At 62.0% G+C, this 17,332-nt stretch carries 16 protein-coding genes; 11 read left to right on the top strand and 5 right to left on the bottom strand.

Annotated features, from left to right (window positions below; translation table 11 throughout):
* Positions 1 to 196, top strand: a 196-nt coding sequence (locus SAZ10_RS33150) for a hypothetical protein (RefSeq protein ID WP_318613826.1), incomplete at its 5' end; no start/stop codon positions are given.
* Position 197: 1 nt separating this feature from the next.
* On the opposite strand, the gene SAZ10_RS33145 is transcribed toward SAZ10_RS33150, so the two are convergent.
* Positions 198 to 776 carry an intradiol ring-cleavage dioxygenase gene (locus tag SAZ10_RS33145; protein WP_318613825.1) on the bottom strand — a complete coding sequence of 193 codons (579 nt, stop codon included), beginning with the start codon at positions 774 to 776 and terminating at the stop codon, positions 198 to 200.
* A 363-nt stretch (positions 777 to 1,139) separates the two neighbouring features.
* Between SAZ10_RS33145 and SAZ10_RS33140 the strand changes: the two genes are divergently transcribed.
* The 3 genes from SAZ10_RS33140 (at position 1,140) to SAZ10_RS33130 (ending at position 6,098) form a co-directional block, all read left to right on the top strand.
* Entirely contained in the window at positions 1,140 to 1,523 is a 384-nt protein-coding gene (locus SAZ10_RS33140) for a VOC family protein (RefSeq protein ID WP_318613824.1), read from the top strand.
* A gap of 206 nt (positions 1,524 to 1,729) precedes the next feature.
* A complete protein-coding gene (locus SAZ10_RS33135) occupies positions 1,730 to 2,929 on the top strand; it encodes an efflux RND transporter periplasmic adaptor subunit (protein WP_318613823.1) in 1,200 nt (399 codons plus the stop codon).
* 13 nt (positions 2,930 to 2,942) lie between these two features.
* Positions 2,943 to 6,098: an efflux RND transporter permease subunit gene (locus tag SAZ10_RS33130; protein WP_318613822.1), complete on the top strand. Its 3,156-nt coding sequence runs from the start codon at positions 2,943 to 2,945 to the stop codon at positions 6,096 to 6,098.
* A 67-nt stretch (positions 6,099 to 6,165) separates the two neighbouring features.
* On the opposite strand, the gene SAZ10_RS33125 is transcribed toward SAZ10_RS33130, so the two are convergent.
* Positions 6,166 to 6,447 carry a hypothetical protein gene (locus SAZ10_RS33125; protein ID WP_318613821.1) on the bottom strand — a complete coding sequence of 94 codons (282 nt, stop codon included), beginning with the start codon at positions 6,445 to 6,447 and terminating at the stop codon, positions 6,166 to 6,168.
* A gap of 793 nt (positions 6,448 to 7,240) precedes the next feature.
* On the opposite strand from SAZ10_RS33125, the gene SAZ10_RS33120 reads away from it, so the two are divergent.
* Both SAZ10_RS33120 and SAZ10_RS33115 read left to right on the top strand, forming a co-directional pair.
* Positions 7,241 to 8,065: a 5'-3' exonuclease gene (locus tag SAZ10_RS33120; RefSeq protein ID WP_318613820.1), complete on the top strand. Its 825-nt coding sequence runs from the start codon at positions 7,241 to 7,243 to the stop codon at positions 8,063 to 8,065.
* Between the two features lie 111 nt (positions 8,066 to 8,176).
* Positions 8,177 to 8,416, top strand: coding sequence for a hypothetical protein (locus SAZ10_RS33115; protein ID WP_318613819.1), 240 nt, complete (start codon positions 8,177 to 8,179; stop codon positions 8,414 to 8,416).
* Between the two features lie 111 nt (positions 8,417 to 8,527).
* On the opposite strand, the gene SAZ10_RS33110 is transcribed toward SAZ10_RS33115, so the two are convergent.
* The 3 genes from SAZ10_RS33110 to SAZ10_RS33100 form a co-directional block, all read right to left on the bottom strand.
* Positions 8,528 to 8,944, bottom strand: coding sequence for a hypothetical protein (locus SAZ10_RS33110; protein ID WP_318613818.1), 417 nt, complete (start codon positions 8,942 to 8,944; stop codon positions 8,528 to 8,530).
* Positions 8,945 to 9,614: 670 nt separating this feature from the next.
* Entirely contained in the window at positions 9,615 to 10,028 is a 414-nt protein-coding gene (locus tag SAZ10_RS33105; RefSeq protein ID WP_318613817.1) for a hypothetical protein, read from the bottom strand.
* Between the two features lie 454 nt (positions 10,029 to 10,482).
* Positions 10,483 to 11,295 carry a helix-turn-helix transcriptional regulator gene (locus SAZ10_RS33100; RefSeq protein WP_318613816.1) on the bottom strand — a complete coding sequence of 271 codons (813 nt, stop codon included), beginning with the start codon at positions 11,293 to 11,295 and terminating at the stop codon, positions 10,483 to 10,485.
* A gap of 141 nt (positions 11,296 to 11,436) precedes the next feature.
* Here SAZ10_RS33100 and SAZ10_RS33095 point away from each other — a divergent pair, with 141 nt between their 5' ends.
* From SAZ10_RS33095 to SAZ10_RS33075, 5 genes are all read left to right on the top strand, one after another.
* Positions 11,437 to 13,491, top strand: a complete 2,055-nt coding sequence (locus SAZ10_RS33095) for a N,N-dimethylformamidase beta subunit family domain-containing protein (RefSeq protein ID WP_318613815.1) — start codon at positions 11,437 to 11,439, stop codon at positions 13,489 to 13,491.
* 62 nt (positions 13,492 to 13,553) lie between these two features.
* Positions 13,554 to 14,555 carry an ABC transporter substrate-binding protein gene (locus tag SAZ10_RS33090; RefSeq protein ID WP_318613814.1) on the top strand — a complete coding sequence of 334 codons (1,002 nt, stop codon included), beginning with the start codon at positions 13,554 to 13,556 and terminating at the stop codon, positions 14,553 to 14,555.
* A 200-nt stretch (positions 14,556 to 14,755) separates the two neighbouring features.
* On the top strand, positions 14,756 to 15,598 hold the full coding sequence (locus SAZ10_RS33085; RefSeq protein ID WP_412535346.1) for an ABC transporter permease: 843 nt from the start codon (positions 14,756 to 14,758) through the stop codon (positions 15,596 to 15,598).
* Positions 15,599 to 16,378 carry an ABC transporter ATP-binding protein gene (locus SAZ10_RS33080; RefSeq protein ID WP_318613813.1) on the top strand — a complete coding sequence of 260 codons (780 nt, stop codon included), beginning with the start codon at positions 15,599 to 15,601 and terminating at the stop codon, positions 16,376 to 16,378.
* Positions 16,379 to 16,397: 19 nt separating this feature from the next.
* Complete coding sequence (locus SAZ10_RS33075) at positions 16,398 to 17,156, top strand: fumarylacetoacetate hydrolase family protein (RefSeq protein ID WP_318613812.1); 759 nt, start codon at positions 16,398 to 16,400, stop codon at positions 17,154 to 17,156.
* Positions 17,157 to 17,332 lie beyond the last annotated feature (176 nt).

The following is a 17,332-nucleotide window of genomic DNA, read 5'->3' as shown; positions in this document are numbered from 1 at the left end:
AACGGAATCACAAATCCATTTTGCAAGGAATCCCCAGCCGAAGACTTATTTTCCGGCAAAATCGGCAGCTTCGACTGCCCCAAATTCCCACTGCAAATCAGCGACTTGGCAATTCTTCACGGCAGACTGCTTGCTCCGGCAACGCAGCGCCGTGAAGCCGCTGCATCTGTCTCGACGCAAGCGGCACCGCAATTGACCTACACCACAAAATCGAACCGACCGAACTTTCCATCCGCCGCCTTGCTCATCGCAAGCAACAGCCGCTCGTCGAACAGCCAGTCGGTCTTGTTGCGCGGCTCGCCGGGAAAGAACAGCTGCGTGGTCAGCACCGCTCCGCCGCGCCGCTGCACCTTGAAGTGGTAGTGGCGCGTGCGGCCGGGATAGAGCGCCGGCACGATGGTCGAGAACCACCAGCGTCCGCCCTCGTCCGTGAATTGATGGCCGCGCAGGCGGAAGCCGGTGTTGTCGTAGCTGCCGGTCTCGTCGGCATGCCAGATCTGCAGGAGGGCGCGCGGCACCGGCTGGCATGTTTCGTCGAGCACATAGCCGGCGATCGTGATCCTCTCGCCCTTAGGCGCGTCGCGCGCGAGGTCGTGCCTGAGCGGCGCATCCGGCTTGAAGAAGGGACCTTCGTCATTGGCGGGGGTAGGCGCCTCGTCGCCGCATGAGGGCGTCGGCGATAGCGCCGGCTGCGAAAAGGTGGACCTCAGCGCCTGGGCGGACAGAACTGGGGCGGCGAGGAAACCGATAAGGGCGCTGCGGCGGGTCGGCAACATCTGGTGCCTCCTTCATCGGCGGCAGTCAGCCGCTGCGATACTGACATCATAGATGGGAGTGCGGCCAAACGGGGGAAGTCAGCATGCAGCTATTTCTGTAAAGTCCGCGCTGCGTCTCAACCTTACCTATAAGCGGCAAGGCAATCGCACATGAGGTCGACCTCCACTCCGGTTCGCTTCGCGAACCACCTCTTCCCCGATCGACGGGGGAGAGGAAGCGCCGGCAGCAATGCCAGGCGCCCTTCCTCTCCCCTTTTGCAGGGGAGAGGTGCCGAGCGAAGCTCGGCGGAGTGGGGGTCCGCCGTGCCATATGCGATTGCCCTGCGGTAAATGCGGAGCGGGAGACACCTCGTGGAGGCAAGCATGTCGGATACTACAGTCAACGTGCGCTACATGGTCGATGACGTGGAGGCCGCGATCAAGTGGTACGTCGACCATCTTGGCTTTTCGCTTCTGTCCAGCTACGCGCCGGCTTTCGCGGACGTCAGGCGAGGCCAGTTGCGGCTGTTGCTCAGCGGCCCGACAAGCTCGGCAGGGCGGCCGATGCCGGACGGTGAAAAGCCGCAGCCGGGCGGCTGGAACCGCATTCACCTCATCGTCGAGGATCTCGCTGCCGAGGTTGCGCGGCTCAAAGCTGCCGGCGTCGAGTTCCGGAACGATATCGTGACGGGACCGGGCGGGTCGCAGATCCTGGCGATCGACCCGTCAGGCAATTTCGTCGAGCTGTTTCAGCCGGCCCGCCACTGACGTCTGATTCAACCGATGCCGATCGCCCCAGCCTGTCGGGTCTGCAGAACACGCCATGAAAGCAGGAGCCTTCCGGCGGTTCCCTTCGCCGCTGGCTGGTAGCACCTCTAACCCGAAGCAATGAACAATCCGCTGCCTTTGCCGTTATGGCAGCGGTAGGTGCGTCGGCGGGTTCAAATAGTGCATTGCGGACCGGAGGAAATTTCGTGAGGTATCCAGCCCTCCTCGAGGTCGCAGCGCTTCTCCTTGCAGCGGCGTGCACAGCGCTCGGCGGCTGCTCCGACCGCAACCAGTCCGCCGGCGCTCCCCCCAACGCCGCTCCCGTGCAGGTTGGAGTGATCACGCTGCATGCGCAGGAGGTGCCGTTCGTCGATACGGTGCCGGGCCGAACTGTCGCGTCGGCCGTGGCGGAGATCCGCCCGCAGGTAAGCGGCATCATCCAGAAGCGCGTCTTCCAGGAGGGATCCGAGGTCAAGGCCGGCGACGTCCTCTACCAGATCGACGACCGTCCCTATCGGGCAGCGCTCGACGCGGCCAAGGCCAACGTCCAGCGGGCGCAGGCCGCCGTCGCCAATGCCGAGACCGAATTCCAGCGCCTGGACGAACTCGGACGGCGCCACGTCGTTTCCACGCAGCAGGTCGATGCCGCACGCGCGACCCTGCTGCAGGCTAAGGCCGATCTCGCCGCCGGCAATGCGAATGTCGAGACTGCACAGATCAACCTCGACAACACGCGCGTGACGGCGCCCATCGCCGGGTCAATCGGCACCTCGCTCGTGACCGAGGGGGCGCTGGTCGGTGCCAACCAGACCGGCGCGCTGACGACGATCAGGCAGATCGACCCGATGTTTGTGGACCTGACTGCTTCGAGCGCCAGCTTGCTGCGCGTGCGCAGGATGATCGCCGAAGGCGCTCTCAAGCAGGAACGCATCGCTCCCAACGTCCGGCTCACACTCGAGGATGGTTCCGAATATCCAGAAACTGGCACGATCGAAGCCGTCGAAGCGAATGTGAGCGAGACGACAGGGACCTTCACGGTCCGGGCACATATCGCCAATCCGCGAGGGCTTCTCCTGCCGGGCATGTTGGTGCGGGCCAGCGTCGAAGTCGGCACGGGGACCAAGGGCTTCCTCATCCCGCAGCGCGCGGTGAGCCGCAACGCCAAGGGCCAGGCGACCGCCATGTTCGTCGACGCCGACGGCAAGGCCGAGCTGCGGCTGCTGCAGACAGAGCAGGCGTATCGCAACGCCTGGCTCGTTCGCGAGAATGTGAAGGAGGGCGACAGGCTGATCGTCGACGGGCTGCAGAAGGCGCGCGGCGGACAGCCGGTCCAGCCGGCGGAGGTGAAGGTGGACGAAAACGGCCTCACCAGCGATGTCGAACCGGCCGCCGCCCCGTCGCAGTGACAGCGAGACAGCCATGCAGCTCTCGCTCTTCTTCATCCGCCGCCCCGTCTTCGCCTGGGTGATCGCGATCGCCATCATGCTGGCCGGGGCGCTCGGCATCACCACGCTGCCCATCTCGCAGTATCCGGAGATCGCGCCGCCGACCGTCCGCATCACGGCGACCTATCCCGGCGCCAGCGCCCAGACGGTTGAGAATTCGGTGACGCGTGTCATCGAGCAGAACATGACGGGGCTCGAGAACCTCGACTATTTCACCGCCTCCTCCAGCTCCGACGGCCGTTCCACGATCGCGCTCACCTTCAATAGCCGCGCCGATCCGGACATCGCCCAGGTCAACGTCCAGAACCAGCTGCAGTTGGTCGAATCGCAGCTGCCGCAGCCCGTGATCGACCAGGGCATCAGGGTCACCAAATCCACCACCAGCATCCTGATGGTGGTGACGCTGACCTCGACCGACGGGAGCCTGAGCTCCAACGATCTCGGCGACTTCATCTCCACCAATATCGAGGACGTGATCCGTCGCGTGAATGGCGTTGGCGACCTCAACGTGTTCGGTTCCGGCTACGCCATGCGCATCTGGCTCGACCCCGAGCGGCTCGAGCGCTTCCAGCTGACGCCGGCCGACGTGACCTCGGCGGTGCGCGCACAGAACACGCAGGTCTCGGTTGGCCAGCTTGGCGCCAATCCGGCCGTGCCCGGCCAGCAGCTCAATGCCACCATCACGGCACAGAGCCAGCTGCAGACGCCGGAGCAGTTCCGCAACATCATCCTCAAGACCGAGACCGGCGGCGCCGTGGTGCGGCTGAGTGACGTGGCGCGGGTGGAGATCGGTGCGGAGTCCTACGCCACGAGCTCGCAATTTAACGCCAAGCCGGCCGCCGGCTTCGGCGTGAACCTGCTTGCCGGTGCGAATGCGATCGACACGGCAAACGGCGTGCGCGCGGCGATGGAGCGGCTCAAAGCCACGCTGCCGGAGAATGTCGAGGTGGTCTACGCCTACGACACGACGCCTTTCGTGCAGCTGTCGATCCACGAGGTGGAACGCACGCTGGTCGAAGCGATCGTGCTTGTCTTCCTCGTGATGCTTCTGTTCCTGCAGAACATCAGGGCGACATTCATCCCGACGATCGCCGTGCCCGTGGTGCTGCTCGGCACGTTCGGCGTGCTGGCGCTCGCCGGCTATTCGATCAACACGCTGACGATGTTCGCCATGGTTCTGGCGATCGGGCTCCTCGTCGACGATGCGATCGTCGTCGTCGAGAATGTCGAGCGGCTGATGGCGGAGGAAGGGCTCTCGCCGCGCGAGGCGACGGAGAAGTCGATGGGCGAGATCACCGGCGCGCTGATCGGCATTGCGCTCGTCCTCTCCGCCGTGTTCGTGCCCATGGCCTTCTTCGGCGGATCGGTCGGCATCATCTATCGCCAGTTCTCGATCACTATCGTGAGCGCGATGCTGCTCTCCGTGATTGTCGCGCTGGTGCTGACCCCTGCCCTCACCGCGACCATCTTGAAGCGACAGGAGGGCGAGGCGAGGTTCTTCCTCTTCCGCTGGCTCAACAAAGGCTTCGGGCGAACGACCTCGGGCTACGAGCGCGCTGTCGGCGGCATTATTCGACGGCCGCTCGGCCTCTTGCTGGTCTTTCTCCTGATTGCCGGCGGGGCCGGCTATTTGTTCCGGGTGCTGCCGAGCTCTTTCATCCCTGCCGAAGACCAGGGCGTGCTGATGGTGCAGGTGCAATTGCCGAGCGGCGCGACCGAGCAGCGTACGCGCGCAGTGCTCAGTCAGATCAGCGACTATTTCCTCAATAAGGAGAAGCAGGCGACGGAGAGCGTATTTGCCGCGATCGGCTTCGGTTTTGCGGGCAGCGGACAGAATGCAGCCATGGCCTTCGTGAGATTGAAGCCGTTCGAGGAACGGACCGACCCCGCTCTCGCCGCCGATGCGCTCGCTATGCGCGCCATGCGGCAGTTCGCCACGATAAGGGACGCGCAGATTTTCGCGCTCGCGCCGCCGGCCATCCCGGGGCTGGGCACGGCAGGCGGCTTCGACATGTATCTGCAGGATGCGGCCGGCGCCGGCCGTGACGCGCTGGTGGCCGCACGCAACACCTTGCTCGCCAAAGCCACCCAGGACCCGCAGCTAAGCGGAGTGCGCCAGAATGCGCAGGACGACCAGGCTGAGTTCCGTATCAACGTCGACGGCGAACGCGCCGGCGCCTTCGGCGTCGGCATAGCCGAGATCAACGCGATACTGAGCACTGCCTGGGCCGGCACCTATGTGAACGACTTCATCGACCGCGGCCAGATCAAGCCCGTCTGGGTGCAGGCCGATGCGCCCTTCCGGATGCAGCCTCAGGACATCAACCGCTGGTATGCACGCAATACCCAAGGCGAGATGGTGCCCTTCTCGGCATTCACCAGCACGGACTGGTCGTTCGGGCCGCCCAAGCTCGACCGCTTCAACGGCGTCGCGGCCGTGGAAATCCAGGGCTCGGCTGCGCCAGGCGTCAGCTCAGGTACTGCGATGGATAGGATGGAAGAGCTCGTGACCGCGCTCGGTAACGGCTTCACACCCGCCTGGACCGGTCTGTCTTACCAGGAGCGGCTCTCGGGCAACCAGGCACCGGCGCTCTATGCCATCTCTGTTGTGGTGGTGTTCCTCTGCCTCGCCGCTCTCTACGAGAGCTGGTCGATCCCCTTCTCGGTCATCCTCTCGGTGCCGGTCGGCGTGTTCGGCGCACTGCTCGCGGCCTGGCTGTTCGGGCAGTCGAACGACGTCTATTTCAAGGTCGCGCTGCTCACCACGATCGGCCTTGCCTCGAAGAACGCAATCCTGATCGTCGAGTTCGCGCGCGACCTGCAAGCCTCCGGGCGCAGCGTTACCGAGGCAATCCTGGAGGCCGCGCGGCTCAGGTTCCGCCCGATCGTGATGACCTCGCTGGCCTTCATCTTCGGCGTCCTCCCGCTCGCCACCGCGACCGGAGCGTCATCGGGCGCGCAGAACTCGATCGGCATCGGTGTGGCGGGCGGCATGCTCGCCGCAACGCTGCTCGGCGTGTTCTTCGTGCCGCTCTTCTTCGTCGTGGTGTCGCGGCTGTCGGCGCGCTTCACGCGGCGGGCGGCGAAGGGGGCCAAGCCAGAGGCGCAACCGCCGGCGGAGCCGGCGTAGATGTAGTTTCGACGACGCTCGGCAAGGATCGCTCTTGATACCGGAAACGGCGCTACCCTCGCCGGCGTCAAACCTTGCGCTTGCGCTTCTCCCGCCAGACGATAAAGCGCCGGCGCTGCCGTCTCACGGTGTGGAATTCGTAGGAGAGAACCAAGAGTCCGAGCGGGATCATCCAGAAGCCGAGGACCGGCAGGAAGCCGAACATCCCGAGCACGACCAGCCCGACGCCGATAGCAACCCGCAGCCAGCGCGACCTCGGCATGTGGAATTCGCGGCCGAACAGCGGGATCTTGTGCGCAGGCTTTGAGTTGTCCTTCGCTGCCGATGGCTCCAGGTCAGTTTCGGACATGCTTGAAGGGCTTCCCGTCTGCCTATTGGTTCTTCTGTCTTGCTTGGGCTTTGCCCCGCACAGGCGCCTGACCATGCCCCTTCATATGAGGATACACGCCGCCAATTGCGAGCGGCACACGCCCTCCACCCCAAAAGCTTAGCTACGCAATCAGGATCGTCTCCATTCCACTCCCGCTGCGCCAAAGGGACGGTCGAGATAGATGGAGATGTGGTGACTCGAAGCCTTGGCACACATCGAGACGGAGCATGCGTTGAGAAGTGGGGGACGTCATTGCGGGACGATTAGAAGCGGATGCCACCATATGTCGGAATTGGCAAAGCCTGGCGGAAGGCCGACATATGGTACATCGCAATTGTTGTCCCATTTTCCAAATGGCTCATTGCGCCTGCAATCGGGCAAAGTCCAATAGGGATGCCCGGGGAATTTGATCGCGCCGGGCTCGGGCGGCTTGCTCCTGTCGATCGAGAGGCAACCAGAGACCGCTAACGGCAGTGTCATAGCAGCCACAATCAATCTCCGCGTCATGGTCGTCCAGCCAGTTCGCGCGCAATGTCGTGCACTTATGGCGCTTATAGCTTTGAGACGGCTATTTGGTGTCCAACCGCGAAAATTGCTCGTACCTATAATGTACGAAGGCAGCAGAATGGCAGCTGCTTTACCCGATCGAGCAATGGCCTATGCTGACCTCACCGATATCGGCAGTATATCCAAAGATCCGACAACGAGTCCGGAAAGGTAGGCCGGTGGTCCAGCTCTTGCACCTCGCGAGGTGCCCCCGTCGAGACGCGCTATGATCGTTCACCTGCTCGATGGCACTTACGAGCTGTTTCGCCACTTCTACGGCCAACGCCGGTTCAATAAAGGGGAAGACAAACCGTTCGGCGCCGTCACAGGCGTGCTCAACACTGTGTTGGAGATGATCGAGAGTGGTGCCACCCATATCGGGGTGGCCACCGATCACGTCATCGAGTCGTTCCGCAACCGGCTCTGGCCCGGCTACAAGACGGGGGATGGCATCGAGCCGGCACTGTTTGCGCAGTTTCATCCCCTCGAGGAGGCGCTGAAGGCGATGGGAGTGGCTGTCTGGCCGATGATCGAGCTGGAAGCGGACGATGGGCTGGCCTCGGCGGCTGAGCGCGCAGCCGCAGATCAGCAGGTGCAGAAAGTATGCATCTGGACCCCGGACAAGGATCTGGCCCAGTGCGTGCAGGGTGATCGCATAGTGCAGGTGGACCGCAGGAACCAGAAGATCCTTGATGCCGCCGCCGTCCGCGAGAAGTTCGGCGTTGAGCCGGTCCTCATTCCCGATTTCCTCGCGCTCGTCGGCGATGCCGCCGATGGCTACCCCGGCCTCGAAGGCATCGGCCGCGTCTCGGCCGCCCGGCTGCTTGGCCGCTATGGTCCCCTCGAATCCTTTCCGCCTGAAGTCCTCGGCAAACGCCAGGAGATCGCGCTTTTATTCAAGACCCTCGCGACCCTGCGAACCGACGCTCCGCTGTTCGACGAAGTCGAAGAGCTGCGCTGGCACGGCCCGAGCAAGGACTTCGCGGCTTGGGTGGACCAGGTCGGTGACAGCCGTCTCCTTGCCCGATCACTCAAGGCTCGCGGCGACTGATCGCGCGGCTAGAGCATCGGACGGAAAAGTGCCAGCGGTTCTCGGATAGATGGGATGCATGAACAAAGAATTCGCTACAATGTAGGCCGATGAACGCAAAATGAGGTCGGAATGTCATACTTCTGGTGGCCGGCTTTCGCCGTCGAGATCCAGCTTGTCATTTGGCTTCGATGGATGAAGCTGCTGACTGGCGGACAGGCAGCCAACGTGGAGGCTTTCGGGATGGTTGTCGAAAAAATCGGCGCCGCCCAACAGGCTGCAGTAAGCCTGAGCCAAGGCAAGTCCGCCGATAATGTGGCACGTCGCTACCGGCGCAAGGTGCGAGCCAATCTTCGCCGGCTCTCCCGTTGATCAGGTTTAACGGCGCCTCGGGCGGCCGTTCTGCGAAAGCTGTTCCCCGCCGCTACCAGGCAGCCGTCGGGGCGGCTTCGCTCCGCGTTGGGAGAAGGCTGATCCCCGCTCTCAGAGAGCGCATTTCTTGTATGTGATCGTCACGTCATGATCGGGATCGAGCCGCTCAAAATGGGTTGGATCGATGACGCGAAACTTCATCGAGAAATTTCTGGCCACAAGAGCATCGGAACAGGCCAGGAAGGCGGAAAAGCCACCGTCCTTCTGCTCGACTTGGGAGATCGTGCAACCTGAAATAGGCCCCGTCACCTTTTTGCCCAGAATGATGAATCCGTCTCCAGAGGCAAAAGTACGATCTTTAAATCGAATTTTTCCGCCGGTCTTTTCGAACACCCCTGTGCATTCGGTATCTTCCGTCACCCAGGCGCCTTGCAGGTTTTCGATAGCATCCGCCCAAGCTCCAGCCGTGCTCGCTGCGAAAAGCACCGATGCCAGAAACACTCCTGATTTAGAGCGATTGAACCGCACTCTCTGGGCTCCTCGCAAAGCATACATCAGGCATCACCCTAGCAACTGCTGCATCAGCATCATGTGGAGCAAGGATCGCCGAGGCAAGCAGATATTGCCTGACAGAAGCATGCGGAGGCTCTCGGCGCGGCGCAAAGCGCCAAATTGCGACCAGATTGAGTGCTTCCCGATGTGGAGGAAGACTGAGACGGGGCATTGCCAAAGATACGGCTTGGCTGTTTGATTTCGGCGGGAAGCCTCTTGGGAGTCTCACCGGTGGCAGAGAAATTCTTAGACCACAAGATCGAGTGTCCATTCTGCCGAACAATCAGACTGCGCATTCCGAAGAATGCAGGATCCGAGACAAAGATCGTGTGCGATGACTGCGGCCGATTTTTGGGATTTTGGGGAGAACTCCAAGCTGACTTTGACCTGCAAGGTGGTCAGCATGGGGTCTTCAGCCTAAGCGATGGACGAATAAAACGCCTCAACGATAAGGGCGCCTAGCTGATCAATCACCAATGCTTTCTTCTTCGCCTACCTTGCCTCAAATGGGCCGGGTCTGCGAAGGTGATCGTCGATTGCCGGCCCTATCTCATTTGGAATGTAAAAATTACGCGGCCCTTCGACCGTTTCGTTGTCTTGGTCGGCTGTGCGGATGCCACCCGTTGCCATAATAGTACGTCGCCGTTCAGGCATACATGAGCCGGATGACGGGCTGCCTCTTCAGGATCGAGAACTGCATGACGTAGACCTTGCCGCCGATCGTTGCGGCAAACCGAGGAGAGAGCTGAAGCGGCGAGCATTGCTCGATCGCGCGAACGGCTGAATCGGCGAATGTCCGCTCTAACGCTGCCCCACCCTTGACACTGATGTAGGTGACCCGCGGCGCGCCCATCAGGCTGCCGTCACGCCTGAAGCCGAAGCGCAAGGTGACCGCAGAACCGTCCGGGGCAGCCGGCGGGTGCCAGCACTGTATAAGCGAAGGGCCGATCTCGCTGACATTCTCCAGCGCCGCGGCCGACGCTCCCGAGGCTGCAATCAGAGCAGCGAACAATTCGAGGAGGAGCAGGGCTCCGCAGCGGCCGAACCCGATCAGCCGCATGCATCGTCCTGTAGCTCTCACCGGCATTATTGGCGCCAACATTTGCGCGACCGACATTCCCGCACCGAAGATAGCTCTTGCGCGGTCTGGCGCCCATCAATAGTCGGCGATTGGATGTGTGATGGCCAGACCTCATAGGCAGCTTACATGACCGGCTGCCGCATGCGCGGCTCGTATACAAGCTACCATCCCGATCGTGAGTATCATCCCATGGCTCGCTGTCAAAACCCGAGTGCCACGGAGCTTCCGCCGAAAAGCCGACACCAGCAGGACTATCGAGCTGTACGCAGCAATTGCGAGAAACAGCAAACCGAGAGGCGGTATATAGGCCGGAATGATCGGCCAGCAGCTTGCGAATTTGTAGGGCCCCGCGGTCACGTAGGCCCCCACTGAGAGTGCCACCCATAGCAGGGTGTGGAACAGCAGCGACCATGTCCAGAACCGTTTTACAACTTCAGCCCTCAAACGGCGCACCTCTTGTTCGCTCGAGGATTGGCATCATAAGCGCGAAGAGTTCTGCCTGAGAAGAGATGCCGCATTTGCGGTAGAGCTGTTTGCGAAAGACCTTCACCGTTTGCGGACTGACGCCGAGATGCAGCCCGATGGAAGGCGACGAATGGCCCTGCAAAATGAGAAGTGCCGTTTCCGCCTGGCGCGGACTGAGAACCACCTTGTGGCAGGTCCGCACCGCAGCGATCAGGCTGTCGGTGATCGACGTTTGATGTGCTTTGGCCGTGGCCAGCGTGCCGGAGGCAACCCAATGCGCACCGATGAGCGACATGATGACGGGTTCATGCTGGCGCAGGAATTCCTCCGCCTTCTGCGAGAAGGCATGACCCGAGGTGCCGTCCTTACCCATGGAGATGGTGATCGTCGTGTTCTCGCCGACCGGCAGCACCACCGATATCTCGTCGGTGATGCCGATGCGGCCATAATACCACTTGAAATAGCGGCTCCGGCGAAACTGGTCTGGCGCGACATCGAGCAGGCGGTAGAGCCCTGCTTTCCCGCGCCTGAGATGAAAATGGTAAATCGGGTCGAGCAGATATGCGGCAGGCAGATATTGCTCGGCGATGTAGCGAAAGACGTCCGGCCCATAGATGCGCTTGTAGAGAACGTCCGGAACGCTGGTGCCGGTGAAGACGATTACGATCACATTGTCATAATCTAGGCAGCGCCGGAGATACTCCGTCATCGCCGGGTAGAATTCATGCCTGCCGATGGCTTCGATGGCGCGCGCAAGGCAGCCGAAAACCGCATTTGTCACAGATCATACCCCGTTGGGGGTATATACCCCCAAGAAATGGCTTCGATAAATTGAAATTAAAAAAATCAGGGGTATGAGAGTGCCGAATTTGCCGCCGCGGAGGCCGGACGTTCCAGCCATCGCGCAAACACGCCCATCTCAATGAAGCGCGCAGTCAATCACGATGCGATGGCGGTAGCCGGCTATACCGTGCCTTGGCACGCGGATCCGGGCACGACGGTCAACCTCCATTTGTCCTCATCGGTGGACATCAAAGATGTCAGGATTGTCCGACTGGACAAGCCGCAGCCTGTCGACACGGGCTGGCGCATCGACCCGACTGCCGAGCAGCCGGCTGACCGGACTTTCGACCACGGCTCGTTTCTCAGGGTTGCCGCTGAGGAGCTTGCCAAGCCGGATTCGATCGAAGGCATCTCTTTCGAGATCTATCTGACACGCAACGAAGGCGATCGCACGATCGTGGAAACGGATACCTTCCGCCTTGCCTTGCGCGACGGTCGGCTGGCTTTCGCGTATGACGGCAAGAAGCAGCTTGATGGCGAAGCCATCCCGGCTCGCAAGTGGCTGCGGGTCGAAGTTCGAGCGTCAGTTAGAGGCCTGTCCCTTCTGGTCGAATCCTACGACCTGCTTGCTCCGTTTCGACTGCATCGTCACTTCGAGATTCCCTGGCAACGGCCGTCGCAGGATTTGCTGTTCGGGGCAAGCGGAATTGCGAACCTCCCGACCCTGAATGCTAAATTCGCCGCCGTCTCATTGCTGACGGGTTCGGGACCCATCCCCTGGACATTTCCCACCCTCCTTCCAGCCGGCCCCATCGCTTCCGCCGGAAGCCTGAAACTCTTGCTGGAACCCGTCAACCAGCCGGCCTTCTGCATGACCTCGCGGCGCTGGGACGGCACCAGTTTCGATCCTCGGCTGGTCCCGTTCCACTATGACGCCGTGCATTGCCACGATGACGACATGGGACCGCTGGAATGGCCGGCTTCTCACAGCGTCGAGCTGCCTGCCGAGGCCGAGCCGGGGATCTACGCCTTCGACGTCGAATATGACGGGGGGTCGGAGCGCATTGTCTTCTTCGTCGTTTCGGCCAAACCGCGCGCGCCGCTGCTGTTCCTCGTGCCTACCGCCACCTATCTCGCCTATGCCGACGAATTCCTGCCAGCGCATCTCTATGAGTGGAAGTGCGAGGATCGTGGCCACCTCTTCGCCATCGACAACAATTTGAAGTCGCTCTACGACTATCACAGCGACGTCAGCGGCGTTTCGATCGCATCCTACAGGAAGCCGAAGGCAACGCTGCGCGACGACTACAACTATCCGCTCTGCGGATGCCCGCACAACCTGCCGGTCGACCTCAATTTCCTCCGCTTCTGCCACGAGAACGGTATCGCCTTCGATCTCATCACGGACCACTGCCTGCACGAGCGCGGTCTTGCCGGGCTTGAGGGCTATGCCGCGGTCGTGACCGGTAGCCATCCCGAATATATGTCGGTCGAGATGGAGGATGCGTTGCGCCGCTTCGCGTCCCGAGGCGGCAGCATCGCATATCTCGGCGGAAACGGCTTTGCCGGGAAGGTCGCATTCAGGGACGACCTGATGGAGCTGCGTCGCTCACCGCTCGAGGCAGGCCGTACCTGGGACGGGCCGATCGCGGAGCAGTCGCTTTCGATCACCAACGAGCCCGGCGGACATCTGCGGGCAAGCGGGCGCGGCGAGTTCTCCCTGATCGGCGGCGCAATTTCGCTCATGGGCTTCGACGGCGCCCGGCCGTTCACGCGGACTGCGGAAAGCTACGAGCCGTCGGCCGCCTGGCTGTTCGAGGGCGTATCGGAAGCGACGTTCGGCACGGAAGGGATAGTTCTCGGCGCGGCAGCGGGTTATGAGGTGGATGCAACCGATCCCCATCTCGGCACGTCGCCGGATACGATCGTCGTCGCTCGCGCGACCGGCTTTCCCGAGAGCTTCGTGCATGACGCGACCCGCTGGTATGAAGGCGGCGACAGCGAACGCGAAGCACGCCGCTCAGCCGAGATGACGCTGCGACATCTCGCCTCCGGAGGGCTGATCTTCTCCGCAAGCTCAGTCGCCTGGTGCGGTGCGCTGCCCCAGGGCGGCATGAACGACGTGGGAAGGATTACACTGAATTTGCTGAGGCAAATCGCTTCGGCAAGGGCCGGCCGATCCAGCAGAAACTAATCTGAGCAGTTACCGGCTGTCGGCGCGGCAGGGGCAACCATCACGGGAACAAGGACCTAACTATGGGAAGCATTGGAAAGTATCTCTTCTGCGCGGCCGCAGCGCTTGCTCTCGCGGCCGAATCGTCTGCCGTCGTCCGGCCGGCACTCGCTGAGGACCTGCCGGTCGAGCCGGGCGTCTTCAAGCTCGCGGTTCAGCCATGGCTTGGCTATGGCATGTGGTTCATCGCGCAGGAAAAGGGCTTCTTCAAAGCAAACGGCCTTGAAGGCGTGGAACTCGTCAACTTCGTCGAGGATAAGGACATGGGCGCGGCCGTGGCCGCCGGCCAGCTCGAGGGTGACAACGAGTCGATCCAGCAGCTCCTGGCCAAGGTGCAAGCCGGCGTCCCGCTCAAGGGTGTGCTTTTGCTGGACGCCAGCACCAAGGCCGACGCGATCCTGGTCAATGACCAGGTCAAGACCGTCGCCGATCTCAAAGGCAAGCAGGTTGCCTTCGAGAAAGGTTCGACCAGCGACCTTCTCTTGAACTACATCCTCGAGAAGAACGGCATGACGATCGACGATGTCGGCGCCCTGCCCATGCCGGCGGCCAATGCGGGCACGGCAATCATTTCCGGCACCGTGCCCGCCGCCGTGACCTACGAACCCTATATCTCCGCGGCGGTAGCAGCCGACAAGTCGATCAAGGTGCTGGCCGAGGCCGGCGAGGCGCGCGGGCTGATCAGCGACGTTCTGGTCATTCCGGACGATGTCCTGAAGAACAAGCCCGGGCAGGTCCAGGCAGTCCTCAAGAGTTGGGATCAGGCGCTGGAATATTATCGTGCCCACACCGAAGAAGGGCGCGCCATCATCGCCAAGGGCGTCGGCGCCTCTCCTGACGAGCTCGCGACGGCATTCGACGGCGTCCAGTACTATTCCGTGAGCGAGAGCCAGGAAGCGCTCAACGGGGTCTTCAAGTCGGAGACCTATCCGGCCATCGTCAAGGCCGCGACAGCGGCGAAATTGATCGACAAGGACATCCCTTACGAGCAGGCGATCGACGCGAGCGTGGCGCAAGGCAAGTAAGGTCTGAGCGAACGAGGCGGGCCGAACGCGACCAGCCTCGTTCGATTGCCTATCTGTCGCGTGCGCCCTATGAGCGGCTGGCGTCCGGGGCCCGCGCATTTGCCCGCTATGAATGGTTCCAGGCTCATGAGAATTCTGCGTCGGAGCTGCGCGATCCTGTGGGGTTGCGGCTTTGGGCCTGCACAATGACCAGGATCACGATGACCGTTCAGACCGACAAGAGAGCAGAGCCGCGGCAAACTCGCTTCAGCAGCCGCAAGTCCATCTTCAGCATGAGTGCCGACTTCTCACCGTCGACATATATCTTCATTTCCGCATGCGCGTTTCTGCTCCTGCTTGCGCTCTGGCTTCTGGTCACCGGGGTCGGACTGCTGAAGCCCATCTTCCTCCCCTCGCCGGCCGCCGTCCTTGCCCGGCTCGGCAAGCTGGCCGCCGACGGAACGCTGGCGAGCGATGTCGGCAACAGCGTCTACCGCATCACGATCGGCTTCCTGATCGCGTCCGTCATGGCACTGGCGACGGCGATCCTGATCGGCGCATATCGGTTCTGGGAAGCCGCGATAGAGCCCTTCCTCGACTTCGTCCGCTACATGCCGGTCGTGGCCTTCGTGCCGCTCACTATCCTTTGGAGCGGAACCAGCGACGCGCAAAAATTCCTGATCATTTGGATCGGCACCTATTTCCAGCAGGCGCTGATGTTCAAGGACAACATCAAGCGCGTGCCACCCGATTTCATCGGCTTCGGCCGGACCCTGGGCATGAGCGATTTCCGCGTCCTGATGCGCATCGTCGTTCCCTCGGCCATGCCGCAGATCTGGGACACGCTGCGCATCTCGCTCGGCTGGGCATGGACCTGGGTAACGCTCGCCGAGCTTGTCGCCGCGAATTCGGGGCTGGGATTCCGCATCACGGTCGCTCAGCGCTACCTGCAGACCGACATGGCGATCGGATACATCCTGGTGCTTGGCGTACTCGGCCTCGCGACCGATCAGATCATGCGCTTCCTTGGCCGGCAGTTCTTCAAATATGAGAGCAAAGCTTAGATGCAGACGCAGCCCAAACTCAGCATCTCGCATCTGCACAAATCATTCTCGACGGCCCGTTCCACGGTCAAGGCGCTCTCCGATATCAATATCGAAGTGGCGGACAACGAATTCGTCTCGCTGGTCGGCGCCTCGGGCTGCGGCAAGAGCACCCTGCTGTCGATCGTGGCCGGCCTGCAGACATTCGACGAGGGCGAGGTCCTCGTTGACGGGATCCCGATCAAGGGACCGGGGCTCGATCGCGGCGTCGTGTTCCAGTCCTACACTTTGCTGCCCTGGCTAACGGCGAAGAAGAATGTCGAGTTCGCCTTGCGGGAGGCCGGAACCGATCCGAAGGAAATTTCCGACATAGCAGCGCGTCATCTCGATCTCGTGAAACTCGCCCCTTTCGCAGACAGCTTTCCGAGCCAGCTTTCGGGCGGCATGAAGCAGCGCGTTGCGATCGCACGTGCGCTTTCCTACCGGCCGAAGATGCTGCTCATGGACGAGCCGTTTGGGGCTCTCGACGCGCTGACGCGCGGGCAGATGCAGGAGCTGCTCATGCAGATCTGGCAAGAGCACAGGCTCACCGTCATCTTCGTCACGCATGATGTCGAAGAGGCCGTCTACCTTTCCGACCGGGTCTTCGTCATGGGTCTCAACCCCGGTCGCATCAAGGAATGCATCGCCGTCCCCTTTGCCAGGCCGAGGCCCGCTGGGGCACAGCGCGATCGCGAGGTGCTGGAGTTGCAGGAAAGGGTGCTTCAGTCGATACGTGAAGAAACCAGGGTCGAGTTATAGTCAGCCCGGGAGCGAGGCAATGAATTTGCAGAGTGATGCCGGCTATGTCTTTGAGCCGGCCCCGATCACGGCGCTTCCGGTCGCTGGATCGAACAAGCTGTTTCCCGTACACCGGATCTATTGCGTTGGCCGCAACTACGCCGCCCATGCCGTTGAAATGGGGCACGATCCCAACAAGGAGCCGCCCTTCTTCTTCCAGAAGAACCCCGACAACCTCGTGCTTACGGGCGAATTCCCCTACCCGTCCGCCACGAACGACGTGCATCATGAGATCGAGATGGTGGTGGCGCTGAAGAGCGGCGGCGTCGACATCCCAGTGGAGAAGGCGCTGGATTGCGTCTTCGGCTACGCTGTCGGCCTCGACATGACGCGCCGCGACCTGCAGGGCAAGGCCAAGGACATGGGCCGCCCCTGGGAGGTGGGGAAGGCCTTCGAGGCGTCGGCGCCATGCTCGCAACTGAGACCTGCGAGCGAGATCGGCCACCCTGCTGCAGGCGCGGTCTGGCTCGATGTGAACGGCGAGCGCCGGCAAACCGGCGATCTCAGCCAGCTAATCTGGAAAGTGCCAGAGATGATCGCATATCTTTCAGGCCTGTTCCGGCTGGCGCCGGGCGACCTCATCATGTCGGGTACGCCCGCCGGCGTAGGTCCCGTGAAGCGCGGGGACGTGCTCAAGGGCCATGTCGACCGCGTCGGCGATCTCACCCCTCATCCGTCTCGGCGCTGCGCGCCGAGCCACCTTCTCCCACAGGGGGCGAAGGGGGAGCTTGGCTTTTAGTTCGCCGCAAATTGCCGACGTTGGAGACTGGCGGAGGCGTATATGCAGCGCTCCCCCTTCTCCCCTTGTGGGAGAAGCGCAACCATTAGCGGGCGAGATGCTGTTGGGGTGCTTTTCTTATCCATGGAGTGCCGCGCTCGACGACGGCATTGGCGAAGATCAGTAGCTTTCGGGCG

This window comes from Mesorhizobium sp. BAC0120, from assembly GCF_033542235.1.
Classification (GTDB): domain Bacteria; phylum Pseudomonadota; class Alphaproteobacteria; order Rhizobiales; family Rhizobiaceae; genus JAWRCU01.
Note: the sequence above shows the minus strand (reverse complement) of the source record. Positions and strands in the feature narration are given on the sequence as shown.

Bases quoted from the DNA above. Each gene is read 5' to 3' on its own strand.
- SAZ10_RS33115 (WP_318613819.1), top strand. From the start codon at position 8,177: ATGTCATACTTCTGGTGGCCGGCTTTCGCCGTCGAGATCCAGCTTGTC.
- SAZ10_RS33085 (WP_412535346.1), top strand. From the start codon at position 14,756: ATGACCGTTCAGACCGACAAGAGAGCAGAGCCGCGGCAAACTCGCTTC.
- SAZ10_RS33105 (WP_318613817.1), bottom strand. From the start codon at position 10,028: ATGCGGCTGATCGGGTTCGGCCGCTGCGGAGCCCTGCTCCTCCTCGAA.
- SAZ10_RS33090 (WP_318613814.1), top strand. From the start codon at position 13,554: ATGGGAAGCATTGGAAAGTATCTCTTCTGCGCGGCCGCAGCGCTTGCT.
- SAZ10_RS33130 (WP_318613822.1), top strand. From the start codon at position 2,943: ATGCAGCTCTCGCTCTTCTTCATCCGCCGCCCCGTCTTCGCCTGGGTG.
- SAZ10_RS33075 (WP_318613812.1), top strand. From the start codon at position 16,398: ATGAATTTGCAGAGTGATGCCGGCTATGTCTTTGAGCCGGCCCCGATC.
- SAZ10_RS33145 (WP_318613825.1), bottom strand. From the start codon at position 776: ATGTTGCCGACCCGCCGCAGCGCCCTTATCGGTTTCCTCGCCGCCCCA.
- SAZ10_RS33095 (WP_318613815.1), top strand. From the start codon at position 11,437: ATGAAGCGCGCAGTCAATCACGATGCGATGGCGGTAGCCGGCTATACC.
- SAZ10_RS33140 (WP_318613824.1), top strand. From the start codon at position 1,140: ATGTCGGATACTACAGTCAACGTGCGCTACATGGTCGATGACGTGGAG.
- SAZ10_RS33120 (WP_318613820.1), top strand. From the start codon at position 7,241: ATGATCGTTCACCTGCTCGATGGCACTTACGAGCTGTTTCGCCACTTC.
- SAZ10_RS33125 (WP_318613821.1), bottom strand. From the start codon at position 6,447: ATGTCCGAAACTGACCTGGAGCCATCGGCAGCGAAGGACAACTCAAAG.
- SAZ10_RS33080 (WP_318613813.1), top strand. From the start codon at position 15,599: ATGCAGACGCAGCCCAAACTCAGCATCTCGCATCTGCACAAATCATTC.